This window comes from Ruegeria sp. CE6 (assembly GCF_056537485.1).
This window is the reverse complement of record NZ_JBQFRR010000002.1, coordinates 773,508-793,499: the sequence shown is the minus strand read 5'-3', so window position 1 is coordinate 793,499 and position 19,992 is coordinate 773,508. Positions and strand designations below refer to the sequence as shown.

Sequence of the window (19,992 nt, the reverse complement as noted above, 5' to 3'; positions counted from 1 at the left end):
GCTCAAAAGCGGTAAGTCGCGCCAATCATTGGACCGGATTGGTCGAACTTGAAATCGTTTCCGTCGATGTCGTGGTCGAATGAGATATAGCGGTATCCACCGCGGATCAGCCAACGATCATTAATCGCATAGTCGGCTGTCAGCAGAACCTGCCATGTCTCGCTGCCACTGCGGAAGCCGCCATAGTCTACAAACCCAGTTCCTGACCATTTGTCCGAGAACTTGACGCGTGCGCGGGCCCCGATCACGGGATCGGTCCAGCTTGAATCAACCGTTGTTCGACGGCCGGGGGCCGCGCCTGGTTGCAATTCAAAGTCGGTTTCCGTGCTGAACCACCTGAATCCACCGACAATATCCACATTCGCGGTTTGATCCTCGTAGACCCTATAGCCGACATAGCCGCTGAGAAATTGCGTGGTGAAGGATGTGTCCAAGCCTGAGCTGGCAGGGCCGGGAGTGTCGCTGCTGAAAGACAGATTGGTATAGTTATAGTCGGCCAACAGGGACCACCGGCCATTTGTGGCGGCAAACGCGGCCATGAAGGCAAAATCGAGATTGTCCAACGCATCGGAAAAACTCAGGGTGCCATCCAGTGTACCCATCGGTGTGCTGAGTGAGGTCTCAGTTTCCGGCATGAAAAGATAGATTGAGGCCTCATATGACCAGTCCGACTGTTGGGCCAAGGCCATTGGTGCCATCGAACCTGCCATTGTGAGGCCAAGCGCCAATCCTGTCCACTTTACTGTCACATCCATTTTTCCGTCTCCCGCCAAGAACCTTGAATTGAAATTCCGTTGTCGCCTCATGCCAATCTAGCCAAGCGCAATGTTCATTCTTTCATGCTGCCACGTCTTCGGATTTGCCTGCGCCGTCACCGACACGATTGATATCGGTGCTGGGAAAAAACTCGGACCAGACATGCCAGAACACGCCTGCGCGCAGGGTTTCGACCCGTTGCAGTTGGCCCTGATCAGACATTCCCCAAAAGTCACATTGGGTCACGGGTTGACCGCTGTCATTGTACCAAACGCCCAAGCTTTCAAATTTCGGATCGAGGCTGACGACGATATCCCGCCCGCCGACACGCGCGTTGACGATCCAATCGTTGTCGACAACGAAATCGTCGGTCCAGCAGGTGGCATCCTGTCCGATTGTGATCCCCCAGACATAGGTTTTATTCGGCAGCCGATTGTCCGAACGGTCCATGTTGTCCATCACCGGAGCCTCTTCCTGATGCTGGCGGCCAATGCCCCAGCCGAACGTGATCTCGGTCATCATGTCCAGCAGCCGCAGCAAGGGGTTTGGGGAGGGTTTGTTCAAAAACACCTCTCCATCCGGGAAAGCCTTTTGAAATCCACGGAAAGTCATCCGATAGGTTGGCCAGGGTGTCATCTGCGCTTCGGGCCGCAGAGGGCACGCGAGACCGTCTGAATTTGTGTCACGATCCGCTTCGCGAAAACCGTATATGTGCTGGATGGGCTCGCCAGTATCGTTGTCCCGCAGGATCAGGTTGTTGCCATGCTGGGCGAGAACCTCAAGGTTCAGCCGTTTGCCTTCGATGCTTGGCGCATAGCCCTGACCGAGATTGGCCATGGCGCAATAGGTCATCACGACGTCTTCTCCGCCCAGCCCTTTGTCGTCGCCCGCCAAATGTGGGCGCATGATTTGTGCATCAGGATGGGCTCGGGCATGGCCGTCATTCTCAATCACCATCACGGGGGCAGTCGGCCCGACATATTTGCGGGCCTCGTCGATGGGAAAATACTGCGCGTCATTTAGCTGATTTCTCAGACCTAGATGAACCCAGACATAGGGAAAGCCATAGAGAAGTAGAACAAGTAAAGCGGCAATGAGCCAAAGCCAGAACGGCCCGGCTCCCAGGGCGAAATGCGCGAGCGTTGCGAGAGCAAATGCGCCAAACCCGATGGCAATCAAGCGGTATTCATTGCGGATGAAACGCACCATATTCTCGCGCTTTACCTTCAACAGCATCTGGGACACGTCGCCCAAATCACGGAAATAGACGAACCCGATCCCAAGTGATCCGATTAAACCCAGTGCGAATAGGAGTAATCCAAGCATGTGATGATCCTAGAAACTTGAGTGAATGACGACGGCGACACCGTGCTATTGCTGCGGGGATTGGCTTTTGATCAGGAAAGCCTCGACCGCTTGTTGGGTTTCGGGGCGCAGGTTCTCGATCCCTTCATAGGGCACGCCATACGCGGGTGGCGTGTCGGGGAATTTCTCTTTGCGGGCCATGTGTCGGCCAAGGATGCGTGCGAATTCCTGCCCGCCCCAGGCGCCAACCTCGGTCGAGACTGAATATTCCTCGCGCGTGTCCCGGTAGAGATCAAAGAACTTTGCAAGAATGGCGCTTTCCCCGGCTCCCGGCAGCTTCAGCTTAAGCTGGTCCTTCACGATCGCCTCGGGTTTGTTCACCGAATAGATGATCACGTGATCTCTGCGCGCTTTGGCTTCGTCCGCAAACAATAGCGCTGCGGATTGATCGACGCCATCCACCAGACGATCTCGCGGGATGTATTGCTCGGCCCCCGCAAAACGTGAAAGCGTTGTATAAAGGTCCGACACGTGAATGATGCTGTTCAGCAAACCATCTGCCTGAATCATCCCCGGCCAGCGAATAAAGGCATCGACCCGAACACCGCCCTCGGTCGTATCCCCTTTGCCACCAGCATAAATCATCGGAGTATAGCCCGATTGCGGGGCGTATTTGGTAAAGTGGCCGTTGTCCCCCATAACGATGACGATGGTATTCTCGCTGACCCCCAACTCTGCCATGCTGGCGAACAAATCACCCAGCCATTGATCCAAAAGTTGCATCTTGTCGACATAGAGACCGCCATTCGCGCTTTCGGGACCAGAACGTCCGGCGCGGGTATTATCCAGAGGGATCATCGGCCAATATTGCAGGAAGAAGGGGGTATCGTCGCTGGCAAGACGTTCAAGCTCTGACAAGGTTTTGTCCTGAAAGGCTTGGTTCATCTCATCGTATTTGGCCGCATTCCAGCGCTCCCCTGACTCCATCCGAATTTCGCGAATTGGACCGCCTGTTTCGCCTTCGATGACGGTCATCATCGCTGAGGCGTCCGGCCTGAACCAACCGTCCAGCGTGTATTTGTCATCATAATCTCTGATCGCGACCGAGACCTGCTCTTTGATTGCATCATCATTGAAAATCGTCAGCTGACCCTGCTGGTGAATTGCGTGTTGCGCATAGTCAAAGCCTTGGTTCATCGCCCAACTTTCCGCGATATCCCCCATGTGCCACTTGCCAACATGGCTGGTTGCGTAGCCAACCTGTTTCAGCACTTCGGCCAATGTCACTTCTGCCCCCGGCAGGCCAAAGCCGGCAATATCAACGGTGGTATCACCCATTCCCATGCGTACAGGCAGCCGCCCTGTCATTTGGGCGACGCGAGTAGGGGTGCAAGAGGGTTCGGTATACATCCGAACCATGCGCATTGCGTCGTCGGAGAAATCGTTGATATTCGGCGTCGAATAACCCCGAACGGCGTTCAACTCGGGTATCCCCATGTCGCCGAATCCCAGATCATCGATCAGAACGCTGATGATGTTCGGTGGCTTACCGTTGTTGCCTTCGCGAAATGCAGCCAGGGCTTCATCCACAGCCATATCATCCTGGGCCCATTGCTCTGCGCGCTGTGCTTGCAAGATATAGAATTCGGCATCGTGTTGGATTGGGTTTTCTTGCGCGAACGTGCTGCGCGCGGCAAGGCCGACGAATAAAACCAATACCCCTGAAATCTTCATTCGATATCCCCCGATCGTGTACTGGGCGGAACGCAAACACTCCTGCCGCTGATTTCACATTAAAACATTATCATATTTAAACAGGAATTTCTGTAGCCTTCACTGCTGCCAGCTGGTGAACACATCGCGAGCCAGTTCAGATTCCGGGCGCAGGTTGTCGATGCCCTCGTAGGGGATGCCGCGCCCGATTTCGGAATGCGGGTGTTTCGCGATCATCTTCTGATGGCGTTTGATCATGTCCTGAAACGACGCTCCGGCCCAAAGTGAGTAACCGACCAAAGGGTGCAGTTCGCGTGGATCACGATAGATGTTGAAGGTCGGGGCCGCCGCTCCGGGTTGGCCGGGCGCGGGCAGGTGCATTTTGAATTCCTGCTTGACCACCGAGCGCAAAACCGGGCCTTCATAGACGTATACATAATCGCGGCGACCGTTGCCTTCACCGTTCAGCAGCAGGGCGGTCTGATCGACACCATCGATGATGCGGTCGCGCGGGATATGATCAGTCGCGCCTGCGATCCGAGCCATTGTGGTATAGATATCAGACACATGAAAGATATCTCCGGCGGCGCTGTCAGCCTCGATTACTCCGGGCCAGCGAATGAATGCATCCGTGCGTACGCCACCTTCCAGATGTTGGGTCTTACCGCCACGATAGATCAGTTGATTGAGCCCCGAAGTTCCTTCGTAGTGGTACATCAGTCCATTGTCGGCCATCAAAACCACAATCGTGTTGTCGGCTTCTCCGGTTTCTTCGAGCTTGACCAGCAGGTCACCGATCCAGCCATCCAGTAGTTGCAGTTTGTCAGCATGAAACCCGCCGTTGCGAGAGATTGCGTTCTCGGCATAAACGAAATTCAGCGGGTAGAGCGGCCAGTATTGCAGGAAAAACGGTTCTTCCTCGGCTGCGGCACGCTCCAATTGCTCAAGAGCCTGACGCTGATACCTCTCGTTCATGGCTTCATACTTGGCTTGGGTCCAGACCTCGCCCGGTGACATATCCACCTCTCGAGCGGTGCCGCCTGCTTCTGCCTCGACACCGGTCACCAGCCCGTAGGGTTTGAAACGCTCATCCAGCAGAAACTGATTGTTCTGCCCCTCGGGCACGTATCCAAGCATGTTATTCGCGCGCATCGCCTCGGGGGTCATGAGGCTCAGTTGAACTTGTTGATGCAGGGGGAAGGCGGCCCAATCGAAACCTTGGTTGTGGGGGTAGGCCTGTTCGATATCACCTTGGTGCCACTTGCCGACATGCACGGTGTTGTAGCCAACCTCTTTTAGGATCTCGGGCAGGGTCACCTCGCTGGCTGGAAGGCCTTCGCCTACCAGAGCCACTTTGACTTCTGTCACACCGGCACGCACCGGATGTCGCCCCGTCAGCATTGCCGTGCGGGTCGGCGTGCACGAGGGTTCCGTGTACATTCGCATCAGCGACAAACCTTCGGTGGCGAACTGGTTGATGCTGGGCGTTTCGATGCCCATGACGTAGTTCATCTTGCGATCACCCATCTGACCAAAGCTGATGTCGTCGATCAGGATGTACAGGATATTGGGTGGTTTGCCCCCGTTTGCGTCGCGGATTTCGGCCAGTTTCGCGTCAATCTCAATGTCCTGGGCATCCCAGACCGCGCCGAACTGGGCACGCAGAAATTCGAACTCACCATCGTGAATAATCGGGTTCTGTTGGGCATATGCCGAACCTGCAGTGAGGATTAGCGCGGGCAAAATGTGTTTCAGGGTCATTTCAAGCCTTTCGTTTTACCCATATGCCCAGGCGTACCCGGAACGTCTGACAGCTTTGCTTCGATAGAGCTTCGCAAATCAGTAACGGTTTCCGCCAGATCCGCGAGGTACCGAGGGCGAACGCCCGTGTCGGAAAGAGGAGACTGAGCCAGCTCGGTCATCATCTCCTGATAATCGAGGCAAATCCGGTCGAACTCACTGTCTTGGGCGCGCATGTTTCGCAGCAGAACGGAGGTTCCCGGGAATTGTGCGTCAAAGAAGTCTTCTTCGTCCATCCGCGTTGCCTTCGTGGAAATTGCTCATAAAGCATGCATTCCCTAGAATATGACTTGAACGTATAAAGCCGCATGCTACCGTAGCACCATGGGGTCAAGCCATTGTCATGAAAGGATAGTTCTTGACTGCCCAGGCGGATAACAAACAACGTGACACAACGCCTTCTTTCTCGGATGAGGAGGTGCGAAGTGCTCTTGAGCGGGTATTGAACTCAGGTGGCTTCAAAGGATCTGCCCGAATGCGGGCCTTTCTTAGCTATGTCGTGACCGAAGCGCTTGCGGGCCGCACGGATGAGATCCGCGCCAAGACCATTGCCATGGATGTTTATGGTTACAGCGCCGACGACTTGACCAAGCGGGAAGGGGTTGTGCGCGTTGATGCGGGTCGTGTCAGGCGAAAGCTAAAAGCTTACTACGGAGGTGATGGCGAAGCTGATCCCGTGGTGATTTCACTGCCTGTCGGTAGCTATGCACCCGAATTTACGCTGGGGAGTTCGCAAGCCCAGAACCCACAGGGCATTCGGCGAAGCGCGTTGGTCATCGCGTTCTTTCTGGCTTTGATTGGCTTAGGCATCTGGGTATCAGGCTATTACTCAAAGAATGAGCCTCGCAGCGCTGTGGGCCGAGGGCAAAGCGCGATTTATGACGTATCTCCCGCGCGGGTAGAAGCGATAAACCTTTGTAGTGCTGGCCGCGATGTGATGTTCCCCGTCGTTGACCTATCGCGCCTGCAACCGGCTTTGCTGATTTTTGAGACGGCGATTGAACGAGATCCACTCTTTTTCTGCGGCTATGCCGGAGCGGCACAGGTCGAGACCATGCTGGCCATTTTGCTGTTCTTTGAACCGGATGCAGAAAAGTATTTGAAGTCTGCCGATGAAAAAAGCGCCCATGCGATGGATATCGCACCTGATGAGGCTTGGGCGCTTTCGGCGCGGGCCTGGCTGGAATTTGCACTGGGCAATTACGATCGGGCATCAGCCCTGTCTCGCAGAGCCGTTGATCTGGCCCCCACCGATCCGCATGTCGCTGAGTTCGATGCGCTTATTTCACTCTATACTCTGAATTTCGAGCGGATCCTGGCGCAATCTGAATGGTATGAAGAGCTCGCGGAACGCAGCGGCGGGCTTGTCTTTGGCAATGTACTGGGGTCTGCGCATTTTCATACCGAAGACTATGCAGCGGCGATCCGAACTTACGAGGACACGATCGAGCGCGGAGGACCATTTGGGCCGATATCAGCGGCCTATCTGATGGCCGCGCATTGGAACAATGGCGAACAAGTCGAGGCACGGCGTCTCGCCAATGTTTACCAGAAAACTTGGCCTGGTTTTCCGCTGGAGGACCTGAAACGCCGCGTATTCAAAGAGTCGCAACCGGTTGATGCGCTTATTGCAGGCGTGAGGGCGGCGGGAGTCCCGTTGATCGACGGCGGGACCGCCCGCGAAAGTGATTGACTGGCACGGTCTTATTCGTCCTGTGCGACCAGACCCAAACCGCGCAGATAGATTCCAATTCCGCTCTCCAGAAGGTCTTCAGGCGGGAAGGGGGAACTTGCGCCGGTATTGCGTGCGAAAAGTTCGACAACACCATGGCTCATGGCCCAGATATGGGCGCTGAACATCGAAGCGGGCGGACGCTTCTCCGGCGGAATATGCTGCGACAGATCGCTGGCGGCCTTTTCAAGCACGTTTTTGGCCCGGTTCGCGGCCAGCGCCAGTTCCGGTGTACGATTGATCGAAATCCCGCTTTCGAACATCGCGATATAGTAGCCGGGGTGCTTGCGGGCAAAGGCGAGATAGGCGCGGCCCGTGGCCTCAAACGCCGCAAGTGCCGAGGGTTGCCCTTTGTCATAGGCAAATTGCATCAGGTCGGCGAACATCTCAAACCCCTGACGGGCAGCCTCGGCGATCAGGTCCTCACGCCCTTCGAAATGGCGATAAACGGCTGCGGGAGTGACCCCAGCGGTCTTTGCGGCCTCTGACAATGTAAAACCGGTCGGTCCCTTCTGTTCGATCAGGGACAAGGCAGCCTCCATCAAGGCTTGCTTTAGGTTTCCGTGGTGATATCCGCGTTTCGTCATCCCGGCCTCAGGCGCGTTTTATTGTATATATGCAGCGGCCAGGGCCTAATCCAGCGTAGGCTGAGCAGAGTGTTGCAATTAGCTTATGCATCCCAGATTTCCGGACCACCACTGATCTTTTCATCCGGCATGCCCACCACTTCCAGGTTTTTGCCTTCGTAGTCCAGTTGGCTTAGCACGGTGCGAATGGCTGCCAACCGGGCGCGTTTCTTGTCATCTGATCGAATGATCGTCCAAGGGCAGTTTTCGGAATGGCTTCGTGTAAGGGTTTCGGTAATCGACTGGCTGTATTCGTCCCATTTGTGTAGGCCTGCGATGTCGATCGGGCTGAGTTTCCACTGCTTCAGAGGGTCGGTTTCGCGGGCAAGAAAGCGGTTAAGCTGCTCGGCGCGCCCGACATTCAGCCAGAACTTGAAGATATGTATGCCATCATTGCTAAAACCGGTTTCCAAGGGCAGGACCTGCCTGAAAAACCGTTCACGCTCTTCCGTCGTGCAGAAGCCAAAGACATTTTCGACAACGCCCCGATTATACCAACTGCGATCAAAAAACACGATTTCACCGGCCGATGGGAGATGAGAGATATAGCGTTGGAAATACCATTGGCTGCGTTCTGCGTCCGAGGGTTTGCTGAGCGCCACGTTCCGCGCGCCCCTCGGGTTCAAATTCTCGCGGAACCGTTTGATGGTTCCGCCTTTGCCAGCGGCGTCACGGCCCTCGAACAGGATAGCGATGCGCTGGTCATTCTCCTTGACCCATCGCTGCATCTTGACCAGCTCAATTTGCAGACCTTCCATCTGCTGATCGTATTCCTTGCCTTTAAGCTTTTTGGAGTAGGGGTAGGTCGGGTTCAGAATTTCACCCTTCTTGGCCTCTTCAATAGCCGAGCGTATGGGTTTTGGGGCGTGGTTGTGAAAATAGTTCTCGATAGTGTCCGGGTCTGATTGGGTCATGCACGCCTCGCCATAAAATCCATATCTTACTATGAATTACGGATGGACTTAACGCAAACCCGCGCGCTCGGCTGCGCGGTCGATTGCGGCGGCAACCTCTGGGGCGGCCACAACCTGCGGCATGTGTCCTATGCCGTCCAATTCGATCAGCTCAGCGCCGGGAATCTGTTCGATCAGGCGCTCGGAATGCCAGCCCAGCCCGACAGTCGTATCCGCGGTACCGTGGACAATTTCGGTTGGCACGGAGATCTCGCCATAGTGGGGTTGAAGCTCGGTGATTTCATCCAGCAGATTTGCACGCTGTTTGGCATTTGCGTGCATCGAAGACTGGCGCATGGTCAAGCCCGGCCCGAAATGCTCGGCATATCCTTCGGGGGCTTTTTGCGGTGCAAACACCTGGTCCAACGCCTTCGTAACAAACCAGTCAGGAACAAATGCGCTGACCAAAGGCAAAGCAAGGGCGTTGCCCGCTGTCGTCGCACCAATAGTGTTGAACGCGTCCAGAGGTGTTTCCCACGGGATCGCCGCCGGAGCGATCAGGACCAAAGCTGCGATGTTGTCGGGCCGGGTGACAGCCCAGGCAAGCGAAACCGAACCGCCATAGCTTTGCCCGGCGACGATCGGTTTTTCTGCGCCTAGTTTCGATGCGGCTCGTTGTAGGATTTCCGCTTGTTCGACAATAGTTTCGCCGTCGGAGTTAAAGCTATCTGAGTATCCAAGACCCGGGCGGTCAAAGACGATGACGCGATAGCTCTCGGCCAGAATTGGGGCCAGCGCAAAAGTCATGTCGCGCGTGTTTCCGCTGGACCCGTGGATAAGCACCACATCCGGCCCTACGCCCATCACTACGGCATGCACAGCAACGCCATCGACATCGACGATCTGGCCTTCTGGCGGAAACGAAGCCTCGGCGCTGCTTTCACGCTGCGCGCTGCGCCATGCGGTCACAAGGGCGAGACCCACAAGCGCTACGCTGAGCGATATCAAAAGCTTACTGGCCAATTTTACTCATTTCAAACGGGGTTGTCTGGTAAATTTCATTGATCCAGTTACCATAAAGCAGATGCGCGTGACTGCGCCACCTGTTCTGAGGGTTCTGGCTTGGATCATCGTCGGGATAGTAGTTGATAGGCACATTAATCGGCGTGTTATTTGCGATGTCCCGGTCATATTCCTGTTTGAGCGTATCGCTGTCATACTCAAAGTGATTGAAGATATAGAGCGCCCGATGCACGGGATCTTCGATCAGGCAGGGGCCGACATCATCACTGCCAAGCAGGGTGATCAGATCGGGAACCGCATCGATCTCGTATTGCCGCATCTCGGTCCAGCGGCTAACGGGTATCACGCAATCATCAGAAAAACCACGCAAAAATGGAGATGCGGGTGCAAGGTTCCGGTGCCGGAAGCAGCCAAAGGCCTTCGCATCCAGCATGTGTTTTTCAACGTCGTGGAAATGGTTGATCATCGCCATACCACCCCAGCATACGCCAAATGTGGAATGCACATTGGTCTGGGTCCACTCGAACACTTCGCGGATTTCATCCCAATAGGTGACGTCAGCGAAATCCAGATGTTCGATTGGTGCACCGGTTATGATCAGGCCGTCGAACTTCTGGTCCTTCACCTCCTGAAAAGGATGGTAGAACTCGGCCATATGCTCGGCGGCGGTATTCTTGGTCTGATGTTCCGTCATGCGGATCAGCGATAGCTCGATCTGCAGCGGGGTCGCTCCGATCAGGCGTGCGAACTGGTTTTCGGTCTGTATCTTCTTTGGCATCAGGTTCAAAAGCCCGATCCGAAGGGGGCGAATATCCTGCCGTGCGGCCTGATCATCAGCCATGACCATGACGCCCTCATTTGTCAGGACTTCAAAGGCGGGCAGGTCAGAGGGGATTTTGATCGGCATTTGTTCACGCTGTTGAAACTGCGAAGGAAGTCTGGAACTTAGGCGGGGTTGGGGCGGGTCTCAAGGGTGCGTTCGATCAACTCATCGAAATCGCCACTATCCCGCACTTTGGCGATGTCATCGGCTGCTATCGTAACGCCCCAATTTCGGGCCATCGCTTCATAGCGTGGCTGCCGGTGCGCCAGCGCTTGCGCATAGGTCCAGCGGATGAATGCATCCGGATCAACCTTGGTGCCGGAACACTTGTTGAGGGCGAGGTATTCGTCCCAAACCCTCTGCAGGAACTCTGCCTTATAGGACATAGGCTTTGGTGCCTTGTCGAAGCGTTTGATCAGTTCTTCAGTGTGGGCTTCATCGCCCTTGATCCAGATCATCAGGGTCTGGCGCGACAATTCGGTCAGAATGTGGTCATTTGGATTGTCAGGCTCTACCCATTCGCAGATTGACCCGCCGGTATCGCAGATAAAGTGTGGATAGCTATAAAGACGATTGGCCCGGTCTATGAAATACTTGGTATCCAACAGGGCATGGATTTCGGCCTGACGAAACTGGTCTTGCCGCAGCTGATATTCCGAGATTTCAAGGCCGCCCAGATCGGGATTGCCCGGCTTGCCCAGATAAGTCGACACCGGGGTCAGGTTTTGAAACGTGATGTTCGATCCGATATAGATCGAGTCCGACAGCAAAAGCTCGCGGAGAAAGGGTACTTTCATCGCCTCAGCCTTGGCATTGTCCGCGATATGTTCGCCCATATAGCGAGTGCCGATGCGGTAATCGATTGAATAGTGGAACCAGTCCCCGGCATCTCGCAGCGTGTTTGAGACATAGGATTTTCCCAACCCGGACATACCGAAGAACAACACCTTCTTTCGCGCAGCCTGACGCCAGTCCGTTGCCGAGTTGTAGATCATAATCCGCCGTCCCTTGTTTTGCCCTAGCTAAAACGGGCCGCTGGCGGCGTCAATCGCGTCGGCGAGATCGGCTGAGGATGAGCAAGCCGATCGCCAGTACCGTAAAACCGATAAAAGCACGTGGTGGCAAAGCTTCATCGCGTACCAAAGCACCCATTAGTATTGCGATTGGCGGAATTATGAGCGTTACGAGCAGAACATTGCCGCTGCCTGCTTGTTGTAGCACCCGATAGTACAGCAGATAGGCTCCGGCTGTTGCCAGCAGGGCGTAATAGGCGATTGCCAGCCAGGTTTGCAGGGGCAGGGTGAAGGTTGGAACTCCATCGACCAACAACATAACAGGCGTCATCAGGATCGCAGATCCGGTCAACATACCTGCCGCGGCGATCTTAGGGGGAAGGGCGCTCATGTGGCTACGCGCCCAGATGGCTGCAAACGCATAAGAAAGCGTCCCAGCCAGGATCGCAACCTGACCCAGGTTGCTTGGGTTTAGGTTGCTAAACTGTCTGAGGCCAATTGTGATTGAAACGCCCAGAAACCCAAGCCCTACGCCAAGGAGGCGGGTTTTGGTCAGCCTCTCGTCGCGAAAAAACAAGGCCGCTAAAAGGACGCCGAAGATCGCGGTGGCAGCGTTCAGAATCGATGTCAGCCCAGTTTCGACATAGAGCTGCCCCCAGGCCATAAGCGAGAATGGCAGAACATTGTTCAACAGCCCCATGATCAGAAAAATACCCCAGACCTTCGGATCGCTCGGGACCGGTTGGCGTTGAAAGATGATGACGATCCACAACGCCAGCGCTGCCCAAAAAACCCTGTGGAAAACTGATGTTATGACGGGAATCGTATCAAGTGCGATTCGGATCGCAAGGAATGACATTCCCCAAATGACACCAAGCAGTATCAATTCGGACCAAGTGCGAGCTGTGAGTGTTTTCTGAGAAGTCATGGCTTGTTCTGGCATCTCTCAATCAGCATATCGACCCGGAACATGCGAAAAAGCCCCACCGAATTGGCGGGGCTTAATATGCACATTTGCATCTGCTTTAGTTCAGCGCGTAAGTCACCTGAATACCAACGCTCCATGCGCTGTTGCCAGTGAACGTGGCACGGTTATCGGGGCCAGTACCGTTGGCAGTGGCATCCCCAATATCCGTGTAGCGTACACCACCGGAAATCTTGGCCTTTTCAAGAGAGTAAGTGCCGCCCAGACCGATACTCCAGAACCCATCCGTCGGGCCTAGGTTCGAGACCGAGTTCCCCTGAGAGCTCTCGTAACCCAGCGTTACCGCGCCAGAGAATTCTTCGCTAAACTGATAGCCGAGACCCAGTGAGTAGGTCCATGTCGCCTCTTCGTAGTCGACCAGGTTAATACCAGTCAGACCAGTATAGACCGGCGGTGCGTACACGGTTTGCGGCCAGTCAACCCAACGGATCGAACCAAACAACAGCGTTTTTGGCGCGACACCTGTTTGGAAATCGAGATTGACCGATTGAGGCGTCACAACCTCGGTCGATGAATCAGCGCTGACGCGACCCACGACGGGTATGCCGGGTGGAACAATTCCAGTGATGGCATCGTTCGCTTCGGTCTGCGACAGATCATGTGTGATTTTCGAGTTATAGGTCAGAGCGACCCGTGCGGCGATATCTGGCCGTTCCCAAGCAACACCAACAACGTAACCGAAATCGATCTCGGCATCGGTTTCAACGCGGTATCCCCCGGACGCGAATGGTGTTGTGCTTGCACCAGCGATCGGAACTGAAACACTTGCTTTCAGACGCTGGGCGCGGAGACCACCGATAACACTGAAGCCACCATCCAATTTGTAGCGAAGCAAAGCCGTGATCGCATCGGTATCTGCTTTCGCGCGAAGCACGTCAGTTGTTGCTCCGGGAAGACCTGCCAGAGCCAAGACATTCTGCGACAAGGGATAATCCGAAGAATAGTCGATATCCGCGCCAAACGGCTCGTCATAAACCAGCGCGAAGTCGAGCTTTTCGGTCAAAGAAGTCTTGTATGCCAGATGCGGCGTGAAAAAGCTGTTCGAGACATTGCCCGAGTCAATCGTTTCCCCAAACGTCGGGCTGGTCGGGATTTGATCCTCCATCGATCCGCTTACATCCGGCTTTGTATACCCAAGCCGAAACTGCACGACAGATCCCTCTTCGAACAGGATGTTAACACCTTGCCCACTTCGGTCTAGGCCGCCGGCCTGCGCCGCGGTTGCCCCAATGCACAACGCGCATGTGTGCAACAACACTCGTTTCATATATTCCTCCCTACACTGTCCAAATTGCCTGTTATACGCATCCTCATTGGGCGTATTCGGCCTCGTTACCGCTTTTTACTGTCTTAAACTTTAAAATTGGGTCAACCGGTGACGGAGCGTTATTCAGCAAAATAGCTCTATGCGGGTGTTGCTGAATTGCTACGGTTCTCGGACCAAACGTTCAGGAAAATCCCGGCAAAGATCACCACGGCCCCCAGAAGCGTCCAGTGATCCAGCGGCTCGTGATAAAGGACCATCCCGAGGATCGCGATGGTCGGAAGACGTGCAAAATCAAACGGCACGACCACGGTCGCAGGCGCGATGGCCAGGGCATTGGTAATACAGTAGTGGGCCAATAGGCCTGCCAAGCCGACAAGCAAAAGAAGCGGCGCAGTCGTTAAGGTTGGAAGTGTTATTTGCCCATCCAGACCTGATGCAACCAGACCCAAACCGGCCTGCATCAAAGTAAGCCAGAACATAATGCATCCGATGCTGGCTATGCGCGTTAAGGACTTGGTCGATATTGCTGTTAACGCGAAGAAAATCGCAGATGCGGCCGCAGCAATAACGCCGGGACTAAGTGTGGCGGCCCCTGGACGGGCCACAATGAGAATCCCGGCAAATCCGATCAGGGCTGCGGTCAGACGCAAAGCGGTCAACCTCTCGTGCAGCAGCAGTGGGGACAGCAGGATCACCCAGATGGGCTGAGTGAATTCGAGTGCAAAGACCTGGGCCAACGGGATCACCGTTACTGCATAGAACCACAGGTTCTGCCCGGTGAAATGCAACACGTTTCGAATACCATGCAAACCAAGACGTTCGGTGGTTACCTGATGCCATTTGCGTGAAGCCGAGAGGACGATTGCCACCACGCAGATACCAACTAGGCTGCGATAGAACATGATCTCAAAGGTGTCGTGCGTCACGCTCAGCTCGCGGCCGGCAATGGCCATCGATGTGAATGAGGCTATCGCCCCTGTCATCCACAGCGCCGCCTTACCGATCTGCATTTTATTGCTGTTCATGAGATCTCTTACATGTGCCGTGGTGCAACGGGCTGAATAGATTGCGTTTTACCCGATGAAGCAAGGCTAAATGTAAGTCTGGCCGTCTATGATCGCTTTGGGTGAGCGGATTAGATGATGCCAGTATTCTGACGCGAACCCGCAAATAAAGGGGGTTCTTTACCGGTCAGCGCGCTGGCACTGATACTCAGGTGGTTGGCAGAGCTTTGCTGACCGAATCGCCGTTCAACACGTATCGAGCACCGGTATGAGGGCAGGTAACCTCACCACGACCAGTGAGAGGTAAATCCAACTGCTCGCCATACTCGCTCATCCAGCCAATCTGTTTGGCAGCGACGCCCACCATCAGTGCGTATGGCTTCACGTCAGCATTAACAACGGCACCTGCGCCGATAAAAGCGTATTCCCCGATTGTAGCACCGCAAACGATCGTGCAATTGGCGCCCAGCGTGGCCCCTTTCTTTACCAGAGTATTGCGGTATTCGGCCTTTCGTTCGATCAATGAACGCGGGTTGTACACATTCGTGAACACCATGCTCGGCCCACAGAATACGCCGTCTTCCAGCGTGGTGTTGTCATAGTTCAAAACGTTGTTCTGAATTTTTTGCAATCGTCGCCAATTATGACCTTGTTCCCAACGAATACATTCTGCCCAAGTGAAACATTTCGGCCCAGCTTAGCGCCGCCGCAGATGTGCACCCAATGCCAGATTCGGCAGCCATCTCCGATCTGCGCGCCTTCATCGACGATTGCCGTTTCATGTACCGAGTAGTTGCTCATCGAATTGTCCTTCTCCCGTCAAACGCGGTGCATTTCAGCACTGTCGAGGGGGAATAATCACTCCCATTCAATCGTTCCGGGAGGTTTCGAGGTGATGTCGTAAGTGCACCGGTTGATGCCCTTGACTTCGTTGATGATACGCGTGGCGGTTTCACCGAGGAATTCGTGGCTGAACGGATAGTAGTCCGCTGTCATGCCATCGACGGATGTGACCGCGCGGAGGGCGCAGGCGTAATCGTATGTTCGTCCATCCCCCATTACACCGACTGTGCGCACCGGAAGAATGGCGACAAAGGCCTGCCAAATCTCATCATACAGACCATGTTTGCGAATCTGGTCGATATAGATGGCGTCGGCTTCGCGCAGGATCTCAAGCTTTTCGCGAGTTATCTCACCCGGGCAGCGAATGGCAAGGCCGGGGCCGGGGAAGGGGTGGCGACCGATGAAGCTGTCGGGCAGGCCCAACTCTCGGCCCAACGCGCGGACCTCGTCTTTGAAGAGTTCACGCAGAGGCTCGACCAGCTTCAAACCCATCTTTTCAGGCAGGCCACCCACATTGTGATGCGATTTGATGGTCACAGATGGACCGCCCGAAAACGACACGGATTCAATCACATCTGGATACAGGGTGCCCTGTGCCAAGAACTCGGCGCCGTCGATTGTGTCGGCGTGTTTCTGGAACACGTCGATGAACAGCTTGCCGATAATCTTGCGCTTGGTTTCAGGATCGGATTGACCATCAAGCTCACCCAGGAACAGTTCGCTTTCGTCCGCGTGGATCAACTGGATGTTGTAATTGTCGCGGAACATGCCGACGACTTCGGCAGCCTCGTTCTTGCGTAGCAGCCCATGGTCGACAAACACGCAGGTCAGCTGATCGCCAATCGCCTCATGTATCAGGATCGCCGCAACCGAACTGTCGACACCGCCAGACAAGCCACAAATGACTTTTTTGTCCCCGACCTGTTCGCGGATCTTGCGGATCATCTCGTCCCGATAAGCCCCCATGGTCCAATCGCCCTTGAACCCTGCCAGTTTGACAAAATTCTCATAGAGCTTTGCACCCTTGGGTGTGTGATGAACCTCGGGGTGAAATTGCACCGCATAGAAATGACGCGAGGCGTCGGCCGTGATGGCATACGGCGCGTTGGGTGAAGTACCGAACACCTCAAAACCCGGAGCGATTTCGCTGACATGGTCGCCGTGGCTCATCCAGACCTGCTCGTCACCTTCGGCGAACCAGCCATCGAGGATATCAAGCCGATTATTCTGAGTAACAAATGCGCGGCCAAATTCTGCGGTGCCATGCCCGCTTTCAACCTTGCCGCCCAGCTGATGCATCATCACCTGCTGACCATAGCAGATGCCCAGGATCGGCACGCCGTAGTCAAAAATCTCTTGCGGGGCGCGGGGTGAACCCTCGCGCGTAACACTGTCAGGGCCGCCCGAAAAAATGACGGCCTTGGGCGCCATCTCTCGCACGAAATCCATCGTGACGTTCTGGTAGGGGTGGATTTCGCAATAGACGTTCAGTTCGCGCAAGCGGCGGGCAATAAGCTGCGTCACCTGGCTGCCGAAGTCGATGATCAAAAGGCGGTCATGGCTGTCTTGGGTCATGATTGGCTATTAGGTCGCAAGCCTTGCTTGTGCAAGCGTAATGACGTCAATTCAGCGAGGAGGCTGATACATGACCACCATAAAACTCAGAACTGCCGAACGAAGCGACGCCAAGTCGATACAAGTTTGTATCGCAAGCGCTTATGCCGATGCGATGAGAGACATCGCCGATCTGCCGGATGTTGCGTCTGGTATCGAGGAAGAGATCGCAGAGCATCAGGTTGTTATTGCAGAAGTGGACGGGAAACTTCTTGGGGTCATCATCTTTGATCAACAGGCCGAGGCGATGATGATATTCAATCTCGCCGTTTCGCCAGAGGCTCAGGGCAAGGGTGTTGCGCGGCAACTGCTTGCAGTTGCTGAAGCTAAGGCCGTTGAGGCCGGGCTTTCAGTCCTGCGCTTGCGGACACATCGGCTGATGCGTGCAACCCGTGAAATGTACACCCATCTGGGTTGGGTGGAGGTCGAGGAGGCAGGGAATTCTGTCGTCATGCAGAAATGGGCAAAGTAGGGACTGACCGACATATGTCGCTGTGGCCTACAGTTCATGTCGCTTTTACCTCTAGAGCGCCGTAAACTACCTGTGGCGGAGTTTGCCGTTCATGTAACACATCTACCAAACCAACCAATCACGGGATTTACTCAATGGCAGAGGCAAACACCCGGCGCAGGGCACGGGGTGGCGGTGGTGCCGCCCGTCGTGCCGAGCGTACGGCGGTCAAGATCGAAACCGCGAAATATATCGAACGCAATATCCCCAATTTCGAGGTCCTCAACGAAGAGGCGCTGGAGATTATCGAAACCAATGCGGAAACCGTATTGGCTGAGATTGGCGTCAATTTCGTAGACAATCCGGCAGCGCTTGAGCGCTGGAAAGACGCGGGTGCAGATGTGGATGGTGAGCGCGTCCGCCTGCCGCGCGGCCTGGCACGTGAGCTGATCAAGACCGCCCCTAGCGAATTTACCCAGCACGCCCGCAATCCTGAGAAATCGGTAGTCATCGGCGGCCGCAATATGGTTCTGGCTCCGGTCTATGGTCCTCCGTTCGTACGCGATGCGCAAGGCGGACGTCGTTACGCGACAATGGACGATTTCAACAAGTTCGTGAAGCTGGCCTACATGTCCAAGTGGCTGCACCATTCGGGCGGTACGGTCTGCGAACCGACAGATATTCCGGTAAACAAGCGCCATTTGGACATGCTGATGGCGCATATGACTCTGTCCGACAAACCGTTCATGGGTTCGGTCACTGATCCCAGCCGGGCGCAGGATTCGATCGAGATGTGCGAGATCCTGTTCGGCAAAGAGTTCGTGCAGAACAACACCGTGATGACATCGTTGACCAACATCAACTCGCCGATGACCTTTGACGACGTGATGATGGGTTCTCTGGAAGTTTATGCCGCAAACAATCAGGCCTGCATTATTTCGCCGTTCATCGTGGGTGGTGCTATGGCACCGGTTTCGGTCGCGGGCACGCTGACGCAGGTTCTGGCCGAGGTCATGGCAGGTGTAGCATATAGCCAGATCATCCGTCCGGGTGCTCCTGCGATCTTTGGGGCATTCGTATCGTCGATCGACATGAATTCAGGAGCGCCGACCTTTGGCACCCCAGAGGCTTCGCACGTCACTTATGGTGCGGGTCAGTTGGCGCGCCGACTGGGTCTGCCATATCGCTCTGCGGGTTCGTTCTGTGGTTCAAAATTGCCGGATGCGCAAGCTGCGTATGAGACCGCGAACTCGTTGAACATGGGCCTTATGTCGGGTGTGAATTTCATGCTGCATTCCTGCGGTTGGCTCGAAGGCGGCTTGGTGGCGGATTTCGAGAAATTCGTCATGGATGCCGATCAGTTGGGCGTCTTGCACGGATTGGCCAAAGGTGTGGCCTATGATGAGAATGCACAGGCGATGGACGCCATCCGCGAAGTCGGTCCCGGAGGTCACTATTTGGGTTGTGCCCATACGCAAGCCAACTTCAAGGAAGCGTTCTGGAAAACCGATCTCTTGGATTACAAGCCGTTTGAGACCTGGGAAGAAGAAGGCGCCCGCGATACACGGACGCTGGCTTCGGCACGGGTTGAGCATCTGTTGGCGAACTACCAGCAGCCGCAGCTTGACCCTGATGTAAAGGCGGCGCTCGACGCATATGTTGCCGAAAAGAAAGCATCGATGCCGGACGCGTTCACCTGATTACTGATACTGCGTTGCGCGACTGGCCTGATACAGTTGCGCTTCGCCATTCAATGCAATCAGCAGATCAAGATGGCGAACAAGTGAATAGGCCGCATCTTCTTCGATGCGCTGCGCGTTAATCTCACGCTCCAATTCCAGCAAACGGATCAACGCTGCGCCAGTGCCCGGTGTTGATCCATACCCAAGAAGCCGTTGCAGGTGGCGGTCGCGATTATAGTCCTGCGCCCCGATCTTGGCGGCACGGGCCAATAGTCGCGGGCGGCGGAGTGTGGTGATCATGGTCATCAGGTCCTGCACGGCAGCTTTCCTTCTTTTTCAATTTCGCTGTCTGAAATGTGACACAACCTAAGCGGGTGTTGCCTTGTGCGGGATCACCCCGAACTATGGTTTCACCACTGTTTATCTTTTTGAATCAATTCTGCTCTGTGCCGTCTGCGATTA

At 55.0% G+C, this 19,992-nt stretch carries 18 protein-coding genes and 1 pseudogene; 3 read left to right on the top strand and 16 right to left on the bottom strand.

The features are described from left to right. Nucleotides 1-2: 2 nt before the first annotated feature. The 5 genes from ACR0DK_RS12440 to ACR0DK_RS12420 all read right to left on the bottom strand — a co-directional run bounded on the left by ACR0DK_RS12440 (nucleotide 3) and on the right by ACR0DK_RS12420 (nucleotide 5,810). Entirely contained in the window at nucleotides 3-755 is a 753-nt protein-coding gene (locus ACR0DK_RS12440) for an outer membrane protein (protein ID WP_480736381.1), read from the bottom strand. A gap of 82 nt (nucleotides 756-837) precedes the next feature. Then, nucleotides 838-2,082 carry a DUF3179 domain-containing (seleno)protein gene (locus tag ACR0DK_RS12435; protein WP_480736379.1) on the bottom strand — a complete coding sequence of 415 codons (1,245 nt, stop codon included), beginning with the start codon at nucleotides 2,080-2,082 and terminating at the stop codon, nucleotides 838-840. 45 nt (nucleotides 2,083-2,127) lie between these two features. After that, entirely contained in the window at nucleotides 2,128-3,795 is a 1,668-nt protein-coding gene (locus tag ACR0DK_RS12430; RefSeq protein ID WP_170421294.1) for a sulfatase-like hydrolase/transferase, read from the bottom strand. A gap of 99 nt (nucleotides 3,796-3,894) precedes the next feature. Further along, on the bottom strand, nucleotides 3,895-5,535 hold the full coding sequence (locus ACR0DK_RS12425; protein WP_170405371.1) for a sulfatase-like hydrolase/transferase: 1,641 nt from the start codon (nucleotides 5,533-5,535) through the stop codon (nucleotides 3,895-3,897). After that, nucleotides 5,532-5,810, bottom strand: a complete 279-nt coding sequence (locus ACR0DK_RS12420) for a hypothetical protein (RefSeq protein WP_480736374.1) — start codon at nucleotides 5,808-5,810, stop codon at nucleotides 5,532-5,534. Before ACR0DK_RS12420 ends, ACR0DK_RS12425 begins: the two co-directional genes overlap by 4 nt. Nucleotides 5,811-6,049: 239 nt before the next feature. On the opposite strand from ACR0DK_RS12420, the gene ACR0DK_RS12415 reads away from it, so the two are divergent. Then, on the top strand, nucleotides 6,050-7,267 hold the full coding sequence (locus ACR0DK_RS12415; protein ID WP_480736373.1) for a tetratricopeptide repeat protein: 1,218 nt from the start codon (nucleotides 6,050-6,052) through the stop codon (nucleotides 7,265-7,267). 11 nt (nucleotides 7,268-7,278) lie between these two features. Here ACR0DK_RS12415 and ACR0DK_RS12410 read toward each other — a convergent pair whose 3' ends face one another. The 10 genes and pseudogenes from ACR0DK_RS12410 to guaA form a co-directional block, all read right to left on the bottom strand. Further along, nucleotides 7,279-7,893 (bottom strand): TetR/AcrR family transcriptional regulator, encoded by a 615-nt coding sequence (locus ACR0DK_RS12410; RefSeq protein ID WP_170393260.1) that lies wholly within the window; start codon nucleotides 7,891-7,893, stop codon nucleotides 7,279-7,281. Between the two features lie 83 nt (nucleotides 7,894-7,976). Continuing rightward, on the bottom strand, nucleotides 7,977-8,846 hold the full coding sequence (gene ppk2 / locus ACR0DK_RS12405; RefSeq protein ID WP_170393259.1) for a polyphosphate kinase 2: 870 nt from the start codon (nucleotides 8,844-8,846) through the stop codon (nucleotides 7,977-7,979). Between the two features lie 48 nt (nucleotides 8,847-8,894). Further along, entirely contained in the window at nucleotides 8,895-9,848 is a 954-nt protein-coding gene (locus tag ACR0DK_RS12400; protein WP_480736370.1) for an alpha/beta fold hydrolase, read from the bottom strand. Then, nucleotides 9,838-10,755: a homoserine O-acetyltransferase MetA gene (metA, locus tag ACR0DK_RS12395; protein WP_480736368.1), complete on the bottom strand. Its 918-nt coding sequence runs from the start codon at nucleotides 10,753-10,755 to the stop codon at nucleotides 9,838-9,840. The genes ACR0DK_RS12400 and metA overlap by 11 nt, the downstream gene beginning before the upstream one ends. 38 nt (nucleotides 10,756-10,793) lie before the next feature. Then, nucleotides 10,794-11,666, bottom strand: a complete 873-nt coding sequence (locus tag ACR0DK_RS12390) for an ATPase (RefSeq protein ID WP_170562988.1) — start codon at nucleotides 11,664-11,666, stop codon at nucleotides 10,794-10,796. Nucleotides 11,667-11,715: 49 nt separating this feature from the next. Beyond that, on the bottom strand, nucleotides 11,716-12,627 hold the full coding sequence (locus ACR0DK_RS12385) for a DMT family transporter (protein WP_480736366.1): 912 nt from the start codon (nucleotides 12,625-12,627) through the stop codon (nucleotides 11,716-11,718). An 82-nt stretch (nucleotides 12,628-12,709) separates the two neighbouring features. Beyond that, on the bottom strand, nucleotides 12,710-13,936 hold the full coding sequence (locus tag ACR0DK_RS12380; RefSeq protein ID WP_170393255.1) for an OmpP1/FadL family transporter: 1,227 nt from the start codon (nucleotides 13,934-13,936) through the stop codon (nucleotides 12,710-12,712). Between the two features lie 137 nt (nucleotides 13,937-14,073). Further along, nucleotides 14,074-14,961 carry a DMT family transporter gene (locus tag ACR0DK_RS12375; RefSeq protein WP_480736363.1) on the bottom strand — a complete coding sequence of 296 codons (888 nt, stop codon included), beginning with the start codon at nucleotides 14,959-14,961 and terminating at the stop codon, nucleotides 14,074-14,076. 187 nt (nucleotides 14,962-15,148) lie between these two features. Then, a pseudogene (locus ACR0DK_RS12370) lies at nucleotides 15,149-15,741 on the bottom strand (acyltransferase). Nucleotides 15,742-15,798: 57 nt separating this feature from the next. Then, nucleotides 15,799-17,358: a glutamine-hydrolyzing GMP synthase gene (gene guaA / locus ACR0DK_RS12365; RefSeq protein WP_480590580.1), complete on the bottom strand. Its 1,560-nt coding sequence runs from the start codon at nucleotides 17,356-17,358 to the stop codon at nucleotides 15,799-15,801. Nucleotides 17,359-17,428: 70 nt separating this feature from the next. Here guaA and ACR0DK_RS12360 point away from each other — a divergent pair, with 70 nt between their 5' ends. Together ACR0DK_RS12360 and ACR0DK_RS12355 are read left to right on the top strand one after the other, a co-directional pair. After that, on the top strand, nucleotides 17,429-17,869 hold the full coding sequence (locus tag ACR0DK_RS12360; protein WP_170625983.1) for a GNAT family N-acetyltransferase: 441 nt from the start codon (nucleotides 17,429-17,431) through the stop codon (nucleotides 17,867-17,869). A gap of 134 nt (nucleotides 17,870-18,003) precedes the next feature. After that, nucleotides 18,004-19,548 carry a trimethylamine methyltransferase family protein gene (locus tag ACR0DK_RS12355; protein WP_170393250.1) on the top strand — a complete coding sequence of 515 codons (1,545 nt, stop codon included), beginning with the start codon at nucleotides 18,004-18,006 and terminating at the stop codon, nucleotides 19,546-19,548. On the opposite strand, the gene ACR0DK_RS12350 is transcribed toward ACR0DK_RS12355, so the two are convergent. Next, nucleotides 19,549-19,848: a DUF6477 family protein gene (locus ACR0DK_RS12350; protein ID WP_170610387.1), complete on the bottom strand. Its 300-nt coding sequence runs from the start codon at nucleotides 19,846-19,848 to the stop codon at nucleotides 19,549-19,551. Nucleotides 19,849-19,992 lie beyond the last annotated feature (144 nt).